The sequence below is a fragment of the Flavobacterium sp. UGB4466 genome, assembly GCF_903469665.1.
Classification (GTDB): domain Bacteria; phylum Bacteroidota; class Bacteroidia; order Flavobacteriales; family Flavobacteriaceae; genus Flavobacterium; species Flavobacterium lipolyticum.
Genome location: NZ_CAGKLC010000005.1, coordinates 59,818 through 80,470, shown reverse-complemented (window position 1 = coordinate 80,470; position 20,653 = coordinate 59,818). Strand labels below are relative to the sequence as shown.

The 20,653-nt window shown below is 36.5% G+C and carries 19 protein-coding genes; 18 read left to right on the top strand and 1 reads right to left on the bottom strand.

All coding sequences use genetic code 11. The features are described from left to right. Positions 1 to 326: 326 nt before the first annotated feature. Both JO950_RS02755 and JO950_RS02750 read left to right on the top strand, forming a co-directional pair. Complete coding sequence (locus JO950_RS02755; RefSeq protein WP_202700983.1) at positions 327 to 3,173, top strand: T9SS type A sorting domain-containing protein; 2,847 nt, start codon at positions 327 to 329, stop codon at positions 3,171 to 3,173. Positions 3,174 to 3,769: 596 nt separating this feature from the next. After that, a complete protein-coding gene (locus JO950_RS02750) occupies positions 3,770 to 4,375 on the top strand; it encodes a hypothetical protein (RefSeq protein WP_202700978.1) in 606 nt (201 codons plus the stop codon). A 347-nt stretch (positions 4,376 to 4,722) separates the two neighbouring features. On the opposite strand, the gene JO950_RS02745 is transcribed toward JO950_RS02750, so the two are convergent. After that, a complete protein-coding gene (locus JO950_RS02745; RefSeq protein ID WP_070906173.1) occupies positions 4,723 to 5,973 on the bottom strand; it encodes an NAD(P)/FAD-dependent oxidoreductase in 1,251 nt (416 codons plus the stop codon). Between the two features lie 101 nt (positions 5,974 to 6,074). Here JO950_RS02745 and hutH point away from each other — a divergent pair, with 101 nt between their 5' ends. The 16 genes from hutH (at position 6,075) to JO950_RS02665 (ending at position 20,598) form a co-directional block, all read left to right on the top strand. Next, positions 6,075 to 7,595, top strand: coding sequence for a histidine ammonia-lyase (gene hutH, locus JO950_RS02740; RefSeq protein ID WP_202700976.1), 1,521 nt, complete (start codon positions 6,075 to 6,077; stop codon positions 7,593 to 7,595). Positions 7,596 to 7,634: 39 nt separating this feature from the next. Beyond that, positions 7,635 to 8,870: a WG repeat-containing protein gene (locus JO950_RS02735; protein ID WP_202700974.1), complete on the top strand. Its 1,236-nt coding sequence runs from the start codon at positions 7,635 to 7,637 to the stop codon at positions 8,868 to 8,870. An 84-nt stretch (positions 8,871 to 8,954) separates the two neighbouring features. Continuing rightward, entirely contained in the window at positions 8,955 to 9,686 is a 732-nt protein-coding gene (fabG, locus tag JO950_RS02730; protein WP_017496917.1) for a 3-oxoacyl-ACP reductase FabG, read from the top strand. 134 nt (positions 9,687 to 9,820) lie between these two features. Then, the gene (locus JO950_RS02725; protein ID WP_202700972.1) at positions 9,821 to 11,056 is read left to right on the top strand and encodes a beta-ketoacyl synthase; all 1,236 of its coding nucleotides are present in this window, start codon (positions 9,821 to 9,823) and stop codon (positions 11,054 to 11,056) included. Continuing rightward, the gene (locus JO950_RS02720) at positions 11,049 to 11,303 is read left to right on the top strand and encodes an acyl carrier protein (protein WP_202700970.1); all 255 of its coding nucleotides are present in this window, start codon (positions 11,049 to 11,051) and stop codon (positions 11,301 to 11,303) included. Before JO950_RS02725 ends, JO950_RS02720 begins: the two co-directional genes overlap by 8 nt. Continuing rightward, a complete protein-coding gene (locus tag JO950_RS02715; RefSeq protein WP_202700969.1) occupies positions 11,303 to 12,181 on the top strand; it encodes a lipid A biosynthesis acyltransferase in 879 nt (292 codons plus the stop codon). Before JO950_RS02720 ends, JO950_RS02715 begins: the two co-directional genes overlap by 1 nt. Positions 12,182 to 12,503: 322 nt before the next feature. Beyond that, the gene (locus JO950_RS02710; protein ID WP_202700968.1) at positions 12,504 to 13,406 is read left to right on the top strand and encodes a dialkylrecorsinol condensing enzyme DarA; all 903 of its coding nucleotides are present in this window, start codon (positions 12,504 to 12,506) and stop codon (positions 13,404 to 13,406) included. 16 nt (positions 13,407 to 13,422) lie between these two features. After that, a complete protein-coding gene (locus JO950_RS02705; protein WP_202700967.1) occupies positions 13,423 to 14,556 on the top strand; it encodes a beta-ketoacyl-ACP synthase III in 1,134 nt (377 codons plus the stop codon). Beyond that, entirely contained in the window at positions 14,556 to 14,987 is a 432-nt protein-coding gene (locus JO950_RS02700) for a hypothetical protein (protein ID WP_202700966.1), read from the top strand. Before JO950_RS02705 ends, JO950_RS02700 begins: the two co-directional genes overlap by 1 nt. A gap of 11 nt (positions 14,988 to 14,998) precedes the next feature. After that, positions 14,999 to 15,463, top strand: coding sequence for an ABC transporter permease (locus tag JO950_RS02695; RefSeq protein WP_202700965.1), 465 nt, complete (start codon positions 14,999 to 15,001; stop codon positions 15,461 to 15,463). A gap of 23 nt (positions 15,464 to 15,486) precedes the next feature. Beyond that, positions 15,487 to 15,891 (top strand): hypothetical protein, encoded by a 405-nt coding sequence (locus JO950_RS02690; RefSeq protein ID WP_202700964.1) that lies wholly within the window; start codon positions 15,487 to 15,489, stop codon positions 15,889 to 15,891. After that, positions 15,891 to 16,889, top strand: a complete 999-nt coding sequence (locus JO950_RS02685) for a BtrH N-terminal domain-containing protein (protein WP_202700963.1) — start codon at positions 15,891 to 15,893, stop codon at positions 16,887 to 16,889. The genes JO950_RS02690 and JO950_RS02685 overlap by 1 nt, the downstream gene beginning before the upstream one ends. 7 nt (positions 16,890 to 16,896) lie before the next feature. Further along, the gene (locus JO950_RS02680) at positions 16,897 to 17,649 is read left to right on the top strand and encodes an ABC transporter ATP-binding protein (protein WP_017496907.1); all 753 of its coding nucleotides are present in this window, start codon (positions 16,897 to 16,899) and stop codon (positions 17,647 to 17,649) included. Further along, the gene (locus JO950_RS02675; protein WP_202700962.1) at positions 17,639 to 18,928 is read left to right on the top strand and encodes an ABC transporter permease; all 1,290 of its coding nucleotides are present in this window, start codon (positions 17,639 to 17,641) and stop codon (positions 18,926 to 18,928) included. Before JO950_RS02680 ends, JO950_RS02675 begins: the two co-directional genes overlap by 11 nt. Beyond that, entirely contained in the window at positions 18,903 to 19,352 is a 450-nt protein-coding gene (locus JO950_RS02670; RefSeq protein WP_202700961.1) for a thioesterase family protein, read from the top strand. Before JO950_RS02675 ends, JO950_RS02670 begins: the two co-directional genes overlap by 26 nt. A 100-nt stretch (positions 19,353 to 19,452) precedes the next feature. Next, a complete protein-coding gene (locus JO950_RS02665) occupies positions 19,453 to 20,598 on the top strand; it encodes a beta-ketoacyl synthase (protein ID WP_202700960.1) in 1,146 nt (381 codons plus the stop codon). Positions 20,599 to 20,653 lie beyond the last annotated feature (55 nt).

Below are 20,653 nucleotides of genomic sequence, written 5' to 3'. Positions count from 1 at the left end.
CGCGCCAAATTTTATTAAACCCGACAAGTTTTAGAGCTTGTCGGGTTTTTAATTATTGTAGGTCACCGCCTTATTTTACACTATTTCCCACAAAATCTTCATCACCAAATTCTTTGCCTTTTTTTCAAAATAAAAAAACCAAATCACTGAAATTCAAATATTTTACTTACAATATTGATTATTTGTACAAAGTAATTTCTTACTATATTTGATTTGCGTATGGTTAATCTTTAAACTTTAGGTACCAAATTTAAAGAGACAAAAACGATACGTTTTTTCAAACAATCACAATTAACGGAATGTATAACGTATTAAATGTTTTTACTATGATAAAAAATTATAAACTTTTATTCTTCTCTTTTCTTGTCTGTTTTATTCCAACTATGGCTAAAGCCCAATTAGGCAGCTCCTGTGGAATTCCAGCTTGGTATTCGGTCACACAATACTCCAGTAACTCTTATGTCCGTTACAATAATATAGTGTACAAAAACAATTCCTGGTCTCAGGGAGCCGGCAGCACACCTGGATCAAGCAGTGTCTGGTTGGCAGTAGGAAGCTGTGACGAGCAATTAATTATCAATAATCCATCTCTGGCTTATACTGCCTGCAATACCGTTTCTGATTGGAACAGCGCAACACCCAACTATAATGTAAACAACATTATACGATACAACAATGGTGTCTACAAAGCCAAGTACTGGGTGGCCGGAACAGAAATTCCTGATCAGTCTTCTGCTTACACTTTTCTTGGTGTGTGCATCAAGCCCATAGCTATTTCTCCTGCCTACGCCGATGGGCAAATTATTATAAAAAGCACATTATCGGCTATCAATCTCACCGCATCACTCAATCTGTACGGTTTTTCGGCAACACAAAATAAGGTCGAAATAAAAAAGACAACAGAGTCTTCTTATACAACTTACAATATGAGTTTATCCGGTAACACGATATCGTACAACTGGACCCCGACCGCTTATGGAGATTACAACATTCGATATACCACTGTAAATTCGATTGGAATAAGCACTGTAGTCAACACAACTATTAAAATTGCGATTACTGCTCCTGCTGTGATAACGATTACCGGTCCGCCAAACGCGACTTCCTATACTCAACTTAATTTTTCGCCTATAAGCATTACTTTTACTATTCAGCCTTCGTCCGGAAGTTCCATTAGCAGCATACTGTTTAAAGATCTCACCGCCGGAACTAATGCTAATGTGACCACCAATCCACAAAATTCTTATACCTTTAATTGGACCCCTCAGAATTATGGAAACAATTCACTGCAAATAGCAGTCACAGACAACAATGGGACCATAGCAACAACCGGTTTACAACTTACTATTGTGAATCCTGCCACACAAAATATTTCCTTTGCTTCACTTCCAAATCAAATAAAAGCGGTTAATGGAATACCTAAAACATTCGTATTCGATAAGGCTATCACTTCCTTAAAAAGAAGAAACACTACTGTATTTGATTATACTATTACCGGAAATACTTTAAAGATTATCCCTAAAAAAGCAGGCAGATCCGGACTTCAGATAACCACTTCAGATGGTACGATATATTATCTTGGTTTAAGAATAGACAATGCCAATGGGAGTGTGTTAAAATATCCTGATTATGTTTCTGTAGGATCTGTATCCGAAGACACTACCGACGATGTCAATTTTTACAACAACAATATCGACGATAGCAATCTGCTCAAAAACAACAGAATGGATGTGCGATACATCTATATCAATGGAGGGCCAATAGCCGGATGGAATACCTGGCAGCCTGACAGAGCTATAAAATTTGCACGGAATTCTTTGAAAATGGGGCTTATTCCTTTCTTTGTTTTTTATAACATTCCCGACGGAAGCGAATCTTACGAGCTGGATCTGGCACACGTAAAAGATCCTTCCTATATGACGGCTTATTTCAATAATCTCAACCTTTTTCTGAATCAGGTTAAAGCGGAACTGGGAGATGAGTTTTTTGGAGTGGTATTAGAACCTGATTTTCTGGGCTATATGCAGCAGTTTAACGAACCTATAACGACTACAACAGCCGTAAATGCAACAAGTATTGCCCAAAATGCAGGTACATTAAAAACCCTGGTAGAAAGAATCAATTTTGAGCTCAACAAGAAAAGAACTGACGAAAACCTGAATATGGAATTTGGATGGCAGCTTAATCTTTGGGCAAAATCTGGTGTAGCCGGTCCAAAAGGAATTATCAGAGAAACGGATACCGGGACCTTTACTACCCAGCTTAACAAAATTAAACAAACCGCTACAGATATTTTTCAGTACACCAATAGTATGGGAATTATGTCTAATAATGCAGACTTTATTTCTATTGACAAATATGGTCTTGATGCTATGGGTGCCGGAAGTACCGGAAACCCCGCCGATCCATTCTCTTATACCTGGTTCTGGAATAATGACCACTGGATGAATTACCTGAATTTTGTTCAAAAACTTTACGAAGCCTCTGGCAAACATGTTGTCCTCTGGCAAATCCCGGTAGGACATATCAATGGTTCAGAAACCGTAAATGAACGAACAGCAGGTCCTTTCCAAATTTTAAATAATACCAGCCAGCACTACGAAGATTCTGCTTCTACTTTTTTCTTTGGGGATACCGTAAATTTCTCAAATGACGCAACTCGTTATAACTATTTCAGTCAGAATAAACATGCCGACCCTAAACTTCTGGTTAATCCCACCACCAAAAAAGTGACTTTTGGAAATCACTTTGCAGAGGTAAAAAGTAGCGGAACCAAACTTGTGTTAATGGGAGCTGGTGTAGGAGCCAGTACGGATGGAATTGGAAACCCGGGAACTACGCTAACTGATGATCATTTTTGGATTCAAAAGTTACAGGATTATTATATCAATCAAACTTCCGGCACTAGCACAACCAGTGCTACTGCTCTAAATGATGATCTAACTTTTAATTCCTCTCTGATTATCTACCCGAACCCCGTTAAGGAAGAGCTAAGCATCGACACCAAAGAAAAAGTTGAAGTCGTATATGTTTTTGATATGAATGGTGAAAATGTTATCACCCTGAAAAATAAAACTAAAATCAATCTCTCCGAACTTAAAAACGGCTGGTACATAGTAGCTGTAAAACTTGAAAATGGTAAAAAGATTTCCAACAAAATATTAAAAAATTAAACAGGATCTTAAACCTAAAATTATTTTTTAATTAATATAAATAAAAGGAGGCGTTAGTGAACGCCTCCTTTTTTGTTTTGATGTATCTGTTTCCATACGAGAACCTTTGCGTGCTTTGCGGTTAAAAAATAGCCCACGGATTATACGGATTCGCTTTGCGAAAGCACGGATCAGCACGGATTTTTTATTATTGGGTAAAAAATAATTTTTATTCCTAACAAATCTGTTTTCATTAGCGTTCCTTGCGTAAACCTTTGCGCTCTTTGCGGTTAAAAAAATAACACACGGATTCGTTTCACGAAAGCACGGATCAGCACGGATTTTTTATTATTGGTTAGAGAATAATTTTTATTCCTAATGAATCCGTTTTTGTCAGCGTTTTTGTGAAACGAATCTGCGTAATCCGCGTTCCTTTTTGTAATGCTAATTTGGACACAGCATTTTGATATTGGTTACTGATAAGATGTTTCTGCGTTCCTTGCGTAAAAAACATTTTTGAACTTTAGCGTGTAGATGATTTTATTTTAACAGGAAAAATATTTATACAAACATTTTAATTACTTTTAACACACTAATAACCAAAAACAAAACAAAAAATGAAAAAATTAATCTTTGCTTTATTTATTATTTCCGGAGCAGCTTTTGCACAGGACATGGAAGTAGTAAAAGGAAACTTTGATTTCTTAAAAGATCAAAAAGAAATCAATACCGAATTTGATTACAGCAACTTTACGATGATGAAAGAAAAAAAATTGGAAGCACAGTATGTCCAGGAGCATAAAGCCGAGTTAGATCAAAAGGCAAAAGGCAACGGAAACATCTGGGAAAAAAAATGGATTAGTGCAAAAGACCAAATCTGGACTCCTAAATTTTTAGAAATTGCCAATATTGTTTTAACCAAAGAAAAAAAGGATTTGAACTTTCAGGAAAATTTAAAAACTCCTTATACTTTAATCGTGACTGCGGTATGGATCTATCCGGGTTGGGATGCAGGAATTATGAAACAACCCGCAAAAGTAACGACCAACTTAAAGTTTGTTGAAACTGCTAATAAATCAAATGTCCTTTTAGAAATCACAAGCGAAGAAGCTCCGGGTGATCAATGGGGCAGTAATTTCAGCAACGAAACCAGAATTGGTGAAGGTTTCGCCAAAACAGCAAAATCAATGTCTAAACTTATTGCAAAAAAAGCTTATAAATAAAACGATAAGAGGAGAGCTGTTTTATGACAGCTCTCCTCTTTATTTCCCTATATTGATTTTAAAAAACAATAAAACCTAAAATATGCCGCTCCTCCGGAATCTATAAATATTTTGCTCCGCTGGAGCAATCCGCTGGTGCTTTCTTCCCCGTATAAATCTATTTATTACAAATATTTTGCTCCGACGGAGCAGACAATAATAATTTTCTAACTAAAAAACTACTTCCCTTTTTTATATCCCGGAGGAATAACATATTTATAGAAATAAAAGGTTTATTTATAAATTAGAGCCCTGTAAGGGCGAAATATAACTGCAATAGAAACAATCACCTAAACAAAAAGCCCTGATTATTCAGGGCTTTGTTCTTTTTGCATATTGAGTAAATACGCCATATTTTTAATTACATGATCGTGTTTCTTCACAAAAGGATTTTCTTCGTTCCAGACATATCCCGCCAATACCGAACAAATCTTTTCTTTCACATCCGGATTTTCCGGCTGATGAAAAAACAAAGTCTGAAGATTCCCGGTGTACCATTCCTGTACATATGTGGTAAAAACAGCTATCCCCCTTTTCATATATCCGGTGAATTCTGTTTCCCAATCCACTTCGATTCCCTGAGATTCTTTAAGGTACAATTTGGCCGCCAGCATTCCGGATTCGGTTGCAAAGGCCACTCCAGAAGAAAATACCGGATCTAAAAATTCAGAACTGTTTCCTGTTAAGGCAAAACCATCACCGTACATTCTTTTTACCGCTCTTGAATAATTCTCCAATTTTACCGGCTCAAATAAAAATTCGGTTCCTTTAAATCTTTTAATATAATAATCCGATTTCTGAATCGCATTCCTTAAAGCCTCGGCATTATCTTTATTTTCTGAAAGTGAATTAATAAAATCGGTTGGTCCTACAACCCCCAGACTCGTATTTCCGTTGGAGAAAGGAATTACCCATAACCAAACTTCGGTTTCCAGAATATCAAAGGAAATTTGGGTTCCCTCTTCTCCTTCTTCTCTGTTAATATCTTTTACATGTGTAAATATCGAAGAATGCGGATCTAGTTTTGACGGGGTATCCAAGTCTAAAAGTCTTGGTAAAACACGGCCGTATCCACTGGAATCAATAATGAATTTAGCGTGTATTTCTTTTAGGTTTCCATCCTTATCTTTTACAATTGTTTTAGAGTTTTTACCCTCAAAAGAAACCTCCAGAACCTCTGTTTCAAATTCCAGATCAATTCCTTTTCTAATCACTTCCTGCGCCATGGTGTTGTCAAAATCAGCTCGCGGTACCTGCCAGGTCCAGTCCCAGCCTTCACCAAATTTTTTGCTGAAATCAAAAACACAAATTTCTTCTCCTCTGATAAAACGAGCGCCAAGTTTTTTCTCAAAATTCATCGCATCCAAACTCTCAAAAAGCTCAGCCTCAGCAAAATGATCCATTACTCGAGGGATAAGACTTTCCCCTACTACAAGTCTTGGAAATTTTGTTTTTTCAACTACTTTTATCTTAATGTTGTTTTTGTGAAGATACGATGCCGAGACACATCCTGATGGTCCTGCGCCAATGACTAAAACATCAACAAACTCCTTTATCATATTAATATTATTATCAATTATTAACCTACATTTGCCATCATCAAAATAACTACATTTATTTTGATAAATAAAATTAAATTAGCACAACCAAAAACGATTTAATGAACACAATTAATGAATATTTAAGTTTAGCAGAATTCGAGTCTATTATTTTTGGAAATAATAAAGTTGTCATCAGCGATATTGTTTTAAACAGAGTGAATGAAAGCTTCAATTTCCTAAAAGAATTTTCAGGAAACAAAGTAATATATGGTGTCAACACTGGTTTCGGACCAATGGCACAATATAGAATTAAAGAATCTGATCAAATACAATTACAATACAATTTAATCCGAAGCCACTCTTCAGGAACGGGAAAACCTTTAAGCCCCGTTTGTGCGAAAGCAGCAATTTTGGCTCGTTTAAACACTTTATCATTAGGTAATTCAGGGGTTCATCCTTCTGTAATTCACCTGATGGCAGAGCTGATCAACAAAGACATTACTCCTCTTATTTTTGAGCATGGCGGTGTAGGTGCCAGCGGAGATTTAGTACAATTATCACACTTAGCTTTGGTTTTAATTGGCGAAGGCGAAGTTTTTTATAAAGGAGACCGAAGACCAACTGCTGAAGTTTTCGAAATTGAAGGTTTAAAACCTATTCAGGTAGAAATCAGAGAAGGTCTTGCTTTAATCAACGGAACTTCCGTAATGACCGGAATTGGAGTGGTAAATGTACATCTTGCCAAAAAATTATTAGACTGGTCTTTAAAATGTTCCTGCGCAATCAACGAATTGGTTCAGGCCTACGACGATCATTTCTCTGAAGAATTAAACCAAACCAAACGTCATAAAGGACAACAGGAAGTAGCCTCAAGAATGAGACAAAATCTTTCAGACAGTACCTTGATCCGTAAAAGAGAAGATCACTTATATTCCGGAGAAAACACCGAAGAAATCTTCAAAGAAAAAGTTCAGGAATACTATTCTTTGCGTTGTGTTCCTCAAATTTTAGGACCGGTTTTAGAAACTATAAACAATGTCGCTTCAATTCTTGAAGACGAATTTAACTCGGCAAACGACAATCCTATTATAGATGTAAAAAACAAACACGTTTATCACGGAGGAAATTTCCACGGCGATTATATCTCGCTTGAAATGGATAAACTAAAAATTGTTATTACCAAATTAACGATGTTGGCTGAACGTCAGCTGAATTATTTACTGAATTCAAAAATCAACGAAATCCTTCCTCCGTTTGTTAACTTAGGAACTTTAGGATTCAATTTCGGAATGCAGGGGGTTCAGTTTACCGCTACTTCAACCACTGCCGAAAGTCAGATGTTGTCTAACCCAATGTACGTTCACAGTATCCCGAACAACAACGACAATCAGGACATTGTAAGTATGGGAACCAATGCTGCCGTTATTACTTCAAAAGTAATCGAAAACTCATTTGAAGTTTTAGGTATCGAAATGATCACCATCGTTCAGGCTATTGATTATTTAGGACAAAAAGATAAAATTTCATCCGTTACCAAAAAATGGTACGACGATGTTCGAAACATTATTCCTGAATTTAAAGAAGATCAGGTGATGTATCCTTTTGTTCAGAAAGTAAAAGATTACCTGATTCACAGTTAATACTTATTTTTACATTATTAATATTGAACCTTTAAAATCATGAAAAAGACACTTATTATTTTATTTGCATTCACTATTCAATTTGTTAATAGTCAGGAATTGGCGTTAGTTAAAAAAGATTCAAAAATTGGATATCTTTCCAAAGACGGAAATTTTAAAATTGAACCTCAGTACAAATCCGCAAGAAGCTTTTCTGAAGGATTGGCAGCTGTGGAAAATAATGGAAAATGGGGGTTTATAGATGCTAAAGGAGCCTGGGTAATTCCGGCAGATTTTAAAAATGTTAAAGATTTCAACAGCGGAATTGCAGTTGTACAAAAAGACAAAGACTGGGTTTATATCAATACGAAAGGAGAAATTCAGAACGCTCCTGTGTCAGACAAACTTTTTGATTTCGAAAATGGCGTAGCGTTCATTCGACAAAATGGCAAAGTAGGATTAATCAATTCAAAAATGACCGTTGTTTTAGAACCAAAATACGATCAGATCAAATCATTTGAAAACGGTTTTGCCAGAGTTGAAAACAATAAAAAATGGGGAATTATTAATACTTCCGGTAAAGAAATGATCGAGCCTGCGTATGAAGAAATAGGCAATTATTTCAAAAACACAAGCTGGGCAAGAAAAGATAAAACCTTTGGAATAGTCAGTTCAGGAAGTTTTATTCCTGTTGACGGAGCTGAAAAAATCTGGGACTTTGACACGCAGGATCTTACATACGCCAAGAAAAATGGCAAAATTGGATTCATTGACTTAAAAGGAAATTGGGTAATTACTCCAATTTATGACAAGGTGAAAGCGTTTTCAAAAAGTTTAGCTCCGGTTTGCGTAGGTTCAAAATGGGGGTATATCAATCCGAAAGCTGAATTTGTAATCGAACCTACCTACAGCGATGCCGAAGTTTTTAGTGCTGACGGACTGGCTCCGGTAAAAGAAAAAAACTGGGGATTCATCAATCAAACCGGAAAATTAGTTATTCCAACCCAATACAATATTACAGCAAATGGTTTTGTTATTGCGCTGTTCGTAAAACAAGACAAAGGCTTTATCGATGGTCTGGCCCGAGTAAAAAATGAAGGAAAATGGGGATTCTTAAAACCAGACGGAACTGTATTAGGCAACCAATGGTTTGAAAATGCTGAACTGTTTTCACAATCAAAAGAAAGAATCAGCACAGCAGAAATCACTGCAGAGAAACCAAAAGCAGAAATGAAAACGACTGAAAAGTCAGAGACAAAAACTACCAAAAAACCGGTAGCCAAAAAGAAGAAATAAAACCTATTAACCTATACGTTTTGCATATGAAATTGCTAATCAAAAAGTGATTTTATATCGAACAAATAAAAATAAATTCTGAATATGAAATGTGTATTAGTAACTGGCGGTTCACGAGGAATTGGAAGTGCTATTTGTAAAAAATTAGCCGTTGATGCAAATTATCATATCCTGATTAACTATCACTCGAATAAAACAGCTGCTGAAGTAACCCTTCAGGAAATACAAAAACTAGGAGCAACGGGAGAAATTTTAGGTTTTGATGTTTCCAATTTTGAAGATGTACAAAAAACATTAACACAATGGCAGGAAGCTAATCCGGAAGCAATTGTAGAAGCAATTGTAAACAATGCCGGAATTACAAAAGACGGTCTTTTTATGTGGATGAGTCCCGAAGACTGGAATGGTGTAGTAAACACCAGTTTGAATGGTTTTTTTAATGTTACGCAGTTTTTTATTCAAAAAATGCTACGCAATAAATACGGCCGAATTGTTAATATGGTTTCCGTTTCAGGAGTGAAAGGAACAGCCGGACAAACGAATTATTCGGCAGCAAAAGGCGCAATTGTCGCAGCAACCAAAGCACTGGCCCAGGAAGTTGCCAAACGAAATATTACTGTAAATGCTGTTGCACCCGGTTTTATTAAAACGGACATGACCAGTGAACTGGATGAAAAAGAATTATTAAAGCTGATTCCGGTAAACCGTTTTGGAGAAGCTGAGGAAGTTGCAGATTTGGTAAGCTTTTTGATTTCAAAAAAATCAAGTTACATTACAGGAGAGATTATCAATATAAATGGAGGAATATATTCTTAATAATCCTATGTTTGTGAGATTGTTTTAAGTTTTTTAAACGTCAAAAATTGCTCACAAAGACGCAGAGTCGCAAAGTTTTATTAAAAAAACTTCAAAAAATACACTTAGGATAGAAAATACTTTGAAATACCACCATGAATAAAAGAGTTGTAATTACTGGAATGGGAATTTATTCTTGTATCGGAACTTCTTTAGATGAAGTAAAGGAATCTTTATACCAGGGAAAATCAGGTATTCAGTTTGATTCTGAAAGAAAAGAATTTGGTTTCCAATCGGCCCTGACGGGAATGGTTCCGAAGGCTGATTTAAAAAATTTATTGACCCGCAGACAGCGAATGAGCATTGGTGAAGAGACCGAGTACGCTTATATGGCAACAATCGAAGCATTGAAAAATGCGAATATAGATGATGCCTTTTTTGAAGAACGCGAAGTGGGAATTATGTACGGAAATGACAGTGTATCAAAAGCTGTTATTGAAGCTACTGATATTGTCAGAGATAAAAAAGACACCGCTTTAATAGGTTCAGGTGCTATTTTTAAATCGATGAATTCAACGGTAACCATGAATTTATCGACGATTTTTAAACTTCGCGGTATCAATCTTACTGTAAGTGCAGCCTGTGCCAGCGGATCACACTCTATAGGACTTGCTTATTTTTTAATCAAAAGCGGATTTCAGGACGTTATCATCTGTGGAGGCGCACAGGAAATCAATAAATATGCGATGAGCAGTTTTGATGGTTTAGGTGTTTTTTCGGCCAGAGAAAACGAACCGGAAAAAGCTTCCCGTCCGTTCGACAAGGACCGCGACGGATTAATTCCGAGTGGTGGTGGTGCAACATTAATTCTGGAGAGCTATGAATCGGCTATTGCCAGAGGCGCAACCATCATTGCCGAAGTTGCGGGTTACGGATTCTCTTCAAACGGCGGACACATCTCGACGCCTAATGTTGAAGGGCCGTCTATAGCCATGCAACGAGCACTTGACGATGCACAGCTAAAAGCAGCGGATGTTGATTATATAAATGCTCATGCAACCTCAACTCCTGTTGGAGACGGAAATGAAGCTAAAGCCATTTTCGAAGTTTTCGGAGAGAGAAATCCCTATGTAAGTTCTACCAAATCGATGACAGGTCACGAATGCTGGATGGCAGGAGCAAGCGAAGTAATCTACTCTATCTTAATGATGCAGCACGATTTCATTGCTCCAAACATCAATTTAGAAAATCCTGACGAAGATGCTGCTAAATTAAATTTGGTCAAAACTACTTTAAACAAAAAATTTGACATATTTTTGTCCAATTCCTTCGGATTCGGAGGAACCAACTCTGCGTTGGTGGTTAAAAAGTTTAAATTGAGCGATGAATAAAGAAGAGATTATAGCAAAAATTAATGGTTTTTTGGTTGATGAATTTGAAGTAGACAATGATGATATCGAACCGGATGCTAATTTAAAAGAGACACTTGGATTAGATAGTTTAGATTATGTAGATTTAGTAGTCTCGATCGAATCTAACTTTGGTGTAAAACTGGTAGAAGCTGATTTTGTTGGAATTGCTACTTTTCAGAATTTTTATGACCTTATTGAAACCAAACTAAAAGCTAAAGCTGTTTAATGAGTCAATGGGATGGCAAATCAAAGGGAACAGTTTTAGGCTATAGAATATTCGTTTTTTTAATACAAAAAGCGGGTATTAAGGCTGCTTATGTCCTGCTTTATTTTGTTGCTTCATATTACTTTTTGTTTTTAAAAAAAAGCAACAAAGCCATTTTCTATTACTTTAAAGAAAGGCTTCAATATTCCTGGTTCAAATCTAAAAAAATGGTCTTCAAAAGTTACTATACTTTTGGACAGACGATCATTGATAAAATTTCCATTTCGGCAGGAATGCGAAACAGATTCACTTATGAATTTGACGGAATTGAGGTACTGAAAAAACTCTTGGCCGAGAAAAAAGGAGGTGTTTTAATTAGTGCTCATGTTGGAAATTTCGAAATTGCCGAACATTTCCTGGGTGATATTGATCTTAATTTTCAAATCAATCTGGTTACTACCGATTTGGAACATTCTGCTATAAAAAACTATCTGGAAAGCGTTACCCAAAAACCTACCGTAAAATTTATCATTATTAAAGACGATTTGTCTCATATTTTTGAGATCAATGCTGCTTTAACCAATAACGAACTGGTTTGTTTTACCGGCGATCGTTACTTTGAAGGCACCAAATCTCTTTCGGAAAACCTATTGGGTAAGGAAGCCAATTTTCCTGCGGGTCCGTTTTTAATTGCTTCACGATTAAAAGTTCCTGTTGTTTTTGTTTATGTAATGAAAGAACCTAACTTACATTATCATTTGTACGCCAGAGAAGCTGCCTCGAAACATCGTGATGAAAAAGGATTGCTGAAAGAATATGTACAAAGCGTTGAGACTATTCTGCAAAAATATCCGCTGCAATGGTTCAATTATTTCGATTTCTGGAATAATCTGAAATAAAACTTAAAAAATCTCGCAGAGACGCGAAGTCGCAAAGTTTTACTCCGTTTTGTCATTTCGACCGAAGGGAGAAATCACACCCGTTTAGTCACAAAGATTGTCGACTTAGTTTGCGGAGTTTCTTGTGTGATTTCTCCCTTCGGTCGAAATGACAAACTGTACTTAAAAATTCATTTCAAATTAAAACTTTGCGTCTCTGTACCTTTGCGAGATTAAAAAACCCAACAAAAATCTGTGGCCCAAAAACAATTCATTTAAACAAGAAAATTCGTTTAAATAAATTTACCTATTTTTGTTCGCAACCAAAAGCAAGTATACCACAATGAAAAATGTTCTCGTAATTTATTATACGCAGTCTGGACAACTGGGAACAATTGCACGAAATATTGCAAAACCCTTCCTGAATTCAGGGGAGATCAATGTAACTTTTCACGAAATACAACTGCAGAAAACTTTTCCTTTTCCATGGGATAAAGACTCTTTTTTCGATGCTTTCCCGGAATCATTTCTGCAAATTCCAACCGAACTAAAACCGGTTCCGGAAGAAATTCTAAACACTAAATACGATCTGGTATTGTTTCACTATCAGGTTTGGTATTTGTCCCCTTCTATTCCGATTAACTCTTTTCTGAAAAGTGCCGAAGCCAAAAAAATATTAAACAACACACCTGTTATCACCATAAGCGGCTCTCGTAATATGTGGATTATGGCACAGGAAAAAATCAAAGTTTTACTAAAAGAAGCCAATGCTCAGCTTGTTGGAAATGTGGCTTTAGTAGATCGTGTTGGAAATTTAATCAGTGTAATTACGATTGTAGAATGGATGTTTTCGGGCGTAAAGAAAAAATATCTTGGTATTTTTCCACTGCCGGGAGTATCAGAAAAAGACATACTGGAGTCCGATAAATTTGGAGAAACGATACTTTCTGAATTTAAGCAAAATCAATTACAGAACTTACAGCCCAAATTAGTTGCCATTGATGCTGTTAAAATTAGCCCTTATTTGGTCACCGTTGATAAAACGGCAAATAAAATCTTTAATAAGTGGTCGAATCTGATTTATAAAAATCAAAAAAACAGAAAAACACTTCTTAAAGTATTTAATGTTTATTTATTCCTTGCAATATGGTTAATCTCGCCAATAGTGTATATATTGCACCTTATTACCTACCCCTTTAAGTTAAATACCATAAAAAGAGAAACTCAATATTATCAAGGAGTTTAGAAGACGAAATTAGATTATGTTTGAAGTATATATTACCAAAGCCGCAAAGTATTTGCCAAATGAAGCCATTTCTAATGATGAGATGGAAAGTTATTTAGGCCTCATTAATGATGCTGCCTCTAAAGCAAGACGTATTATTTTGCGCAATAATAAAATCACAACTCGTTATTACGCAATAGATAAGTCCGGAAAAAGCACGCATAACAACGCCGAGTTAACCCGAAATGCAATTCTGCAATTGTTTGATGAAAACTTTACAGCACTGGATCTTGAAGTCCTTTCCTGCGGAACCTCAACACCTGATATCTTCCTTCCTTCGCATGCTGCGATGGTACATGGTTTATTGAAAAACAAATCTGTAGAACTAAATTCTTCAACAGGAGTTTGCTGTGCAGGTATGAATTCTTTAAAATTTGGTTTCCTGTCTGTAAAATCCGGAAACTCTAAAAATGCCATTTGTACGGGATCTGAAAAAGTTTCGACCTGGCTCAATGCCCAAATGTACAACCACGAAGCGGCTAATTTGAAAAATCTGGAAGAACAGCCCATCATTGCCTTCAAAAAAGATTTTTTACGCTGGATGTTATCTGATGGTGCAGGAGCGTTTTTATTAGAAAACCAACCAAAAGGAGCGATCTCCTTAAAAATTGAGTGGATGGAAGCCTTTTCGTATGCTTACGAATTAGAAACCTGTATGTATGCCGGTGGTGATAAATTAGAAAATGGTGAGATCAAAGCCTGGAGCGATTATGCACCGGAACAATGGTTAAACGAATCGGTTTTTGCCATCAAACAAGATGTGAAATTACTGGACGAGTTTATTCTTTCCAAAGGAGCAGAAAGTATGAAAGATGCTATGGATAAAAACAAGATCACATCAGATCATGTCGATTATTTTATCCCTCACGTTTCTTCAAACTTTTTTGTGGAAGGACTAAAAAAAGGACTGAATGAAAAAGGAATCGGTATGGCCGATGAAAAATGGTTCATGAATCTTTCAAGAGTTGGAAATGTTGGTTCTGCCTCTATTTACTTAGCTTTGGAAGAATTAATGAATTCAGGAAATTTGAAAAAAGGAGAACGTATTCTATTATCTGTTCCGGAAAGCGGAAGATTCTCTTTTGCGTATGCTTATTTAACTGTTTGCTAATGGAAACCTCTTTACTTTTAGAAAAAAACGCTGTCGAAAATTTATTGCCTCAAAAGTTTCCTTTTGTTATGGTTGATAAAATGTATTCGTTTACTGAGACCTCATTGGTTGCGGGATTAAAAATTGAAAACGATAATATTTTTTCCGACAACGATACCTTTTTAGAAGCGGGTTTAATCGAGCATATGGCGCAATCTGTGGCTTTGCACACAGGCTATCAATTTTTCCTAAAAAACGAAACAGCCCCAACAGGCTACATTGGATCGATCAAAGAAATTGAAATAAAAAAGTTACCCAAAGTCAACGACTCAATTCAATCGACCATAACTATTTTACAGGAGTTTGCCGGAATTACTCTGGTAGACATCGTAACGTATCTGAATAATGAAGAAATTGCGAACGGACAAATGAAGACCGTTTTAGCCAAATAATATAAATAGGAATGAAAACCGGAGTCGACATACAAAACTATCTGCCCCACCGAGCGCCACTGCTTATGGTGGATTTAATTTTGGATATAAATTCCAGTTTTGTAGAAACCACCTTTTTGATCCGTGAAGACAATATTTTTGTTGACAACAACATTTTTATTGAAGCCGGGCTCATCGAAAACACCGCACAAACCTGTTCCTCAATTGTAGGCAAAAAATATTTTTTTGACGATGACGGGACAGAAAATGAAAACGTAAATGTAATTGGTTTCATCAGTGCTATAAAGAATCTGAAAATACATGCGCTGCCAAAAGTTAATGACACTATTATTACCAAAGCAAATTTAGTTTCAAAATTTGCGGGTGACGATTATACTTTATGCACCATGAGTTGCGAAAGTTTAGTTGATGACAAAATACTTTTAGAATGCGAAATTAATCTGTTCATTCAACAAACAATTTCGGCTATTTCATAACTTCTCCCGAAAATAAAAAGGCCATGGAAAAAGAAAAAGTACCACAAGACAACGGCAATTTAACCAAAAATAATCTCAAAGAACTGCTTTACGCCACCGATGAAAATGGTGACTATACCACAACTTTAAGTACTGGTTGGGAACCTAAAACCATTGCACTATCCAATTCGATCGATGACATAAACGAACGAATTGCCGAAGCAAAACAACAGGTAGAAATAGGTGAAGTAAGTCCGATTTGTTATTATATGGAACTTAATAAAATGGATCTCACCATTCTTTCCAGTTATGTTGGAATGTGGAAATGGCGTGTAAAAAGACATTTTAAACCCTCTGTTTTTGCCCAATTGAGCAACACTACTTTACAGAAATATGCCGATGCTTTTGAAATTTCAATAGCTGAATTAAAAAATATTAAAACCGCGTAATGCAAACTAATTTTACACATCATCAATCTGCTCATTGCGAAAATGGAGTAGCTTCGAATTTGTTAAAAAACAACGGACTGAATATCAGTGAACCAATGGTTTTTGGTATTGGCTCCGGACTTTTCTTCGTATACCTGCCGTTTATAAAAGTCAATCACGCTCCGGCCATTAGTTACAGAACTTTGCCCGGACAGATTTTTAACAAACTGGCGAGCCGTTTAAACTTAAAAATAAAAAGACAAAAATTTTCCTCTGTAATAAATGCCAACAAGGCCTTAGATGAAAATTTAAAAAATAATATTCCAACCGGATTACAAGTTGGCGTGTACCATTTGAGTTATTTCCCTGATGAATACCGCTTTCATTTTAACGCACACAATTTAGTGGTTTACGGAAAAACCGAAACCGATTATCTGGTGAGTGATCCTGTAATGGAAACCGTTACCACCCTGACACATGACGAACTGGACAAGGTCCGTTTTGCCAAAGGAGCTTTTGCACCAAGAGGACAAATGTACTATCCGATTCAAATTCCGAAGGACGTTGATTTAAAAAGCGCCATTATAAAAGGAATCAAAAATACCTGCCGCGATATGTTGGCACCAATGCCTATTGTGGGTGTCCGCGGAATCAAATTTGTTTCCAAACAAATCCGAAGATGGCCTGTAAAACACGGTACTAAAAAAGCCAATCACTATTTGGCACAAATGGTTCGTATGCAGGAAGAAATAGGTACAGGAGGCGGAGGTTTCCGATTTATTTATGCCGCTTTTTTACAGGAAGCTTCAGTTATTCTGAACAATGAAGAATTAAAATCCCTTTCAAAAGAGATGACACAAATCGGTGATTCATGGCGTGATTTTGCCGTTGAAGCCTCAAGAATTTACAAAAACAGAAGCGCCAAAGAAGATGCCTACAATACAATTGCCGATGAACTACTGGACATTGCCAATCGTGAAGAAATCTTTTTCAAAAAACTAAAAAAAGCTATTAGCTAAGAATATTTTGCAATCCATAATAAAAATAGAATCCCTTTCGAAAAAGTACAAAAATGCAGATCTGTATTCTTTGAACGATGTTTCGCTGGAGATTAATCAAGGTCAGATTTTTGGGTTATTGGGGCCTAATGGTGCCGGAAAAACCACTTTAATCTCCATGCTTTGCGGACTGATCAAACCAACTTCAGGACATTTCACTATTGATAGTCTGAATTATACCCATCATTCCTCCAAAATCAAAAAAATAATTGGCGTTGTCCCTCAGGAGTATGCTTTATACCCTACCCTAACAGCCCGGGAAAATTTACATTATTTTGGAAGCATGTACGGACTAAAAGGCAATTATCTAAAAGACAAGGTCATTGAAACCTTAGATCTTTTAGGATTATTAAAATTTGCCGACAAGCGTATTGAGACTTTCTCAGGCGGTATGAAGCGCAGAGTCAATTTGATTGCCGGAATTTTACACAATCCCAAAGTTTTGTTTTTAGACGAACCAACCGTGGGTGTTGACGTTCAATCGAAAAATGCCATCATAGACTATTTAAAATTCTTAAATCAAAACGGAACCACCATTATCTATACCTCACACCATTTAGCAGAAGCGGAAGATTTCTGTACTCATATTGCCATTTTAGACCGCGGCAGAATTTATGCCCAAGGTACACCTTCGAGCCTAATTGCTTCTACTGAAGAAGCTCGTAATCTTGAAGAAGTTTTTATTTCATTAACCGGTAAAGACTTTAGAGATGGTATATAAAATTTGGATGTCGGTCGTAAAAGAATTTCTCCTGCTCAAACGAGATCTGGGCGGTTTGATCATTTTATTCATCATGCCTTTGGTTTTGGTGATTACCGTAACCTTGATTCAGGACAGTACTTTCAAAACCGTTAGCGATAACAAAATTCAGATTTTACTGGTTGATAACGATAAAGGTTCAGTGTCTAAAACCGTTTTTGATAATCTGGAGAAAAGTCAGCTTTTTAGTGTGGTCACACAAATTGATCATAAACCCATTACGGAAGAAATTGCCAGGGAAGCCGTTTACAAAGGAAAGTTTCAGCTGGCCATTGTAATTCCGGAAAAACTAAGTGTTGATCTGCAAACCAAAATTGATCAGAATGTCGAAAACATTGTGAGCAAAATGGGGCTAACAGAAACAGATACTTCGGCTCAAGCCAAAAAACCGAAAGTAATTAAAGAAAAAGAAGTTAAATTGTATTTTGATCCTGCGGTTCAAATGAGCTTCAAGAATGCCGTGATGAGTTCCATCGATAAGATGATTTCACAGATCGAAACCAAGTCTATTTATACCACTTTTCAAAATCAGCTGGGAGAAGGAAATGCCGAATTTGAACAAAAAAGTTTCATCACCTTTAAAGAAATTATTCCAAAAATAAACAACAAAGAAGTGCGTCCAAACTCCGTGCAGCATAATGTTCCGGCCTGGACCCTTTTTGCTATATTCTTTATTGTAATTCCTTTATCTATCAATATTGTAAAAGAAAAATCACAGGGAACCTTTGTTCGTTTATTGACCAATCCGGTTTCTAATATTGTGGTTATAATTGGTAAAACCATCACCTACTCTGTCATTTGTATGATACAGTTTTACATGATGGTGGCGGTCGCAGTCTTTTTGTTTCCACATATTGGTTTACCTTCTTTAAATATTGAAGGCCATTTATTTTTAATGAGTGTTGTAGCCTTATTTTCAGGTTTCGCGGCTATTGGTTTCGGAATTTTATTGGGAACGGTCGCAAGCACGCAGGAACAATCGGCTCCCTTTGGTGCGACAAGTGTTATTATTCTGGCGGCGATTGGCGGAATCTGGGTTCCCGTTTTTGCAATGCCGGGGATCATGCAGCTTATTGCTAAATCATCACCTATGAACTGGGGATTAGAAGCTTTCTATGATGTTTTACTTCGCAACGTATCTTTCCTTGAAATCATCCCAAAAATAAGTTTGTTATTTTTGTTCTTTATTATCACAACATCCATTGCCTTATTTTATGACAAAAAGAAAAGAACAGTTTAACGAAGCAACCGAACTAACCGTTTCGCATGAAATCAGGATTCGTTTTAACGAAACGGATCCGCTTGGAATCGTGTGGCACGGCAATTATATCACCTATTTTGAAGACGGACGTGAAGCTTTTGGACGCGAACACGGACTTACGTATTTGGACATTGCCAAAACAGGCTACACAACTCCAATCGTAAAATCAAAATGCGAACACAAATTGTCTTTGCGTTATGGCGATGTGGTAACCATAGAAACTACGGTAATTGACACACCCGCTGCAAAAATGATCTATCGTTTCAGAATACTGGACGATAAAGGTGAAGTGGCCTGCACCGGAGAAACCGTTCAGGTTTTTTTAGATCAGGAAGGAAATCTAATGCTGACCAATCCTCCTTTTTACGAAGAATGGAAACGAAAAGTGGGGTTATTAAAGTAAAATTTTAGCCACGAATTCACGAATTAGAAAAAATTAAAATCGGAATCTGCTCAATCTGCCAAATCTGCGAGCAAAAATTTCACGAAATTAAAATCATAAAATGTTAAGAGAAATATACATCACGCAAACCAACTGCATCACACCATTAGGTTTTGATGTCGAATCAAACGTTGAAGCAATTCTTCGAGGAGATTCCGGTATTCAGCTTCAAAATGATATTTCTTTAATGCCCAATTCATTTTATGCTTCTATTATTTCTGATGAAAAAATAAACAGTGCCTTCGCAAAAATAAGTACAGAAACAAAATACTCCCGTTTAGAGAAAATGATGATTTTGGCTTTAGAACCGATTATCAAAAACTCGGGAGTTGAACTAAATTCCAAAGCAGCCTTTATCCTTTCGACAACCAAAGGAAATGTAACCGCTTTAAAAAATGATTCTGTTGACAGTTTTACTAATGCACATTTAGATGTTTTGGCAAAAAATGTTGCCGTTTTTTTCGGATTTCAAACACCGCCCATTGTGGTTTCGAATGCCTGTGTATCCGGAATTTTAGCCATTTCTGTTGCCAAAAGAATGATTCAGTCAGGTCTTTATGACCATGCTTTTGTTGTAGCGGGTGACGAAGTTTCAGAATTTGTTTTGTCTGGTTTTAATGCTTTTCAGGCTATGAGCGATTTACCATGCAAACCGTATTCTAAAAACAGAACCGGTGTAAGTTTAGGAGAAGCGACAGCCGCAGTGTTAGTTACCGCCGAAACTGCAAATGCCAAAATAAAAGTTATCGGAGACAGTTCGATAAACGATGCCAATCATATTTCGGGTCCATCGAGAACCGGTGAAGGTTTGTTCAGAAGTATTCAAAATGCTTTGAAAGAAGCTCAAATTGAAGCTGCAAAAATCGATTATATTTCAGCACACGGAACCGCAACGCCTTTCAACGACGAAATGGAAGCCATTGCCCTAAACCGTTTAGGTTTACAAAATGCCCCAGTCAATAGTCTGAAAGGATTTTATGGCCATACCTTAGGCGCTTCGGGATTGTTAGAAACGGTAATTTCCATTGAATCTGCCAATCAAAATAAGCTTTTTGAATCAAAAGGTTTTGATGAAATTGGGGTTAGCGAACCAATCAATGTTATTGAGAAAAATGAAGAAAAGACAATTGATTTTTTCCTAAAAACAGCTTCTGGATTTGGAGGTTGTAATACGGCGGTGATATTTGAAAAAGTAAAAAATAATTAGCCACGAATTGCACTAATTTTCACAGATTAATTAGTGTAATTTAAACCCCAAATCA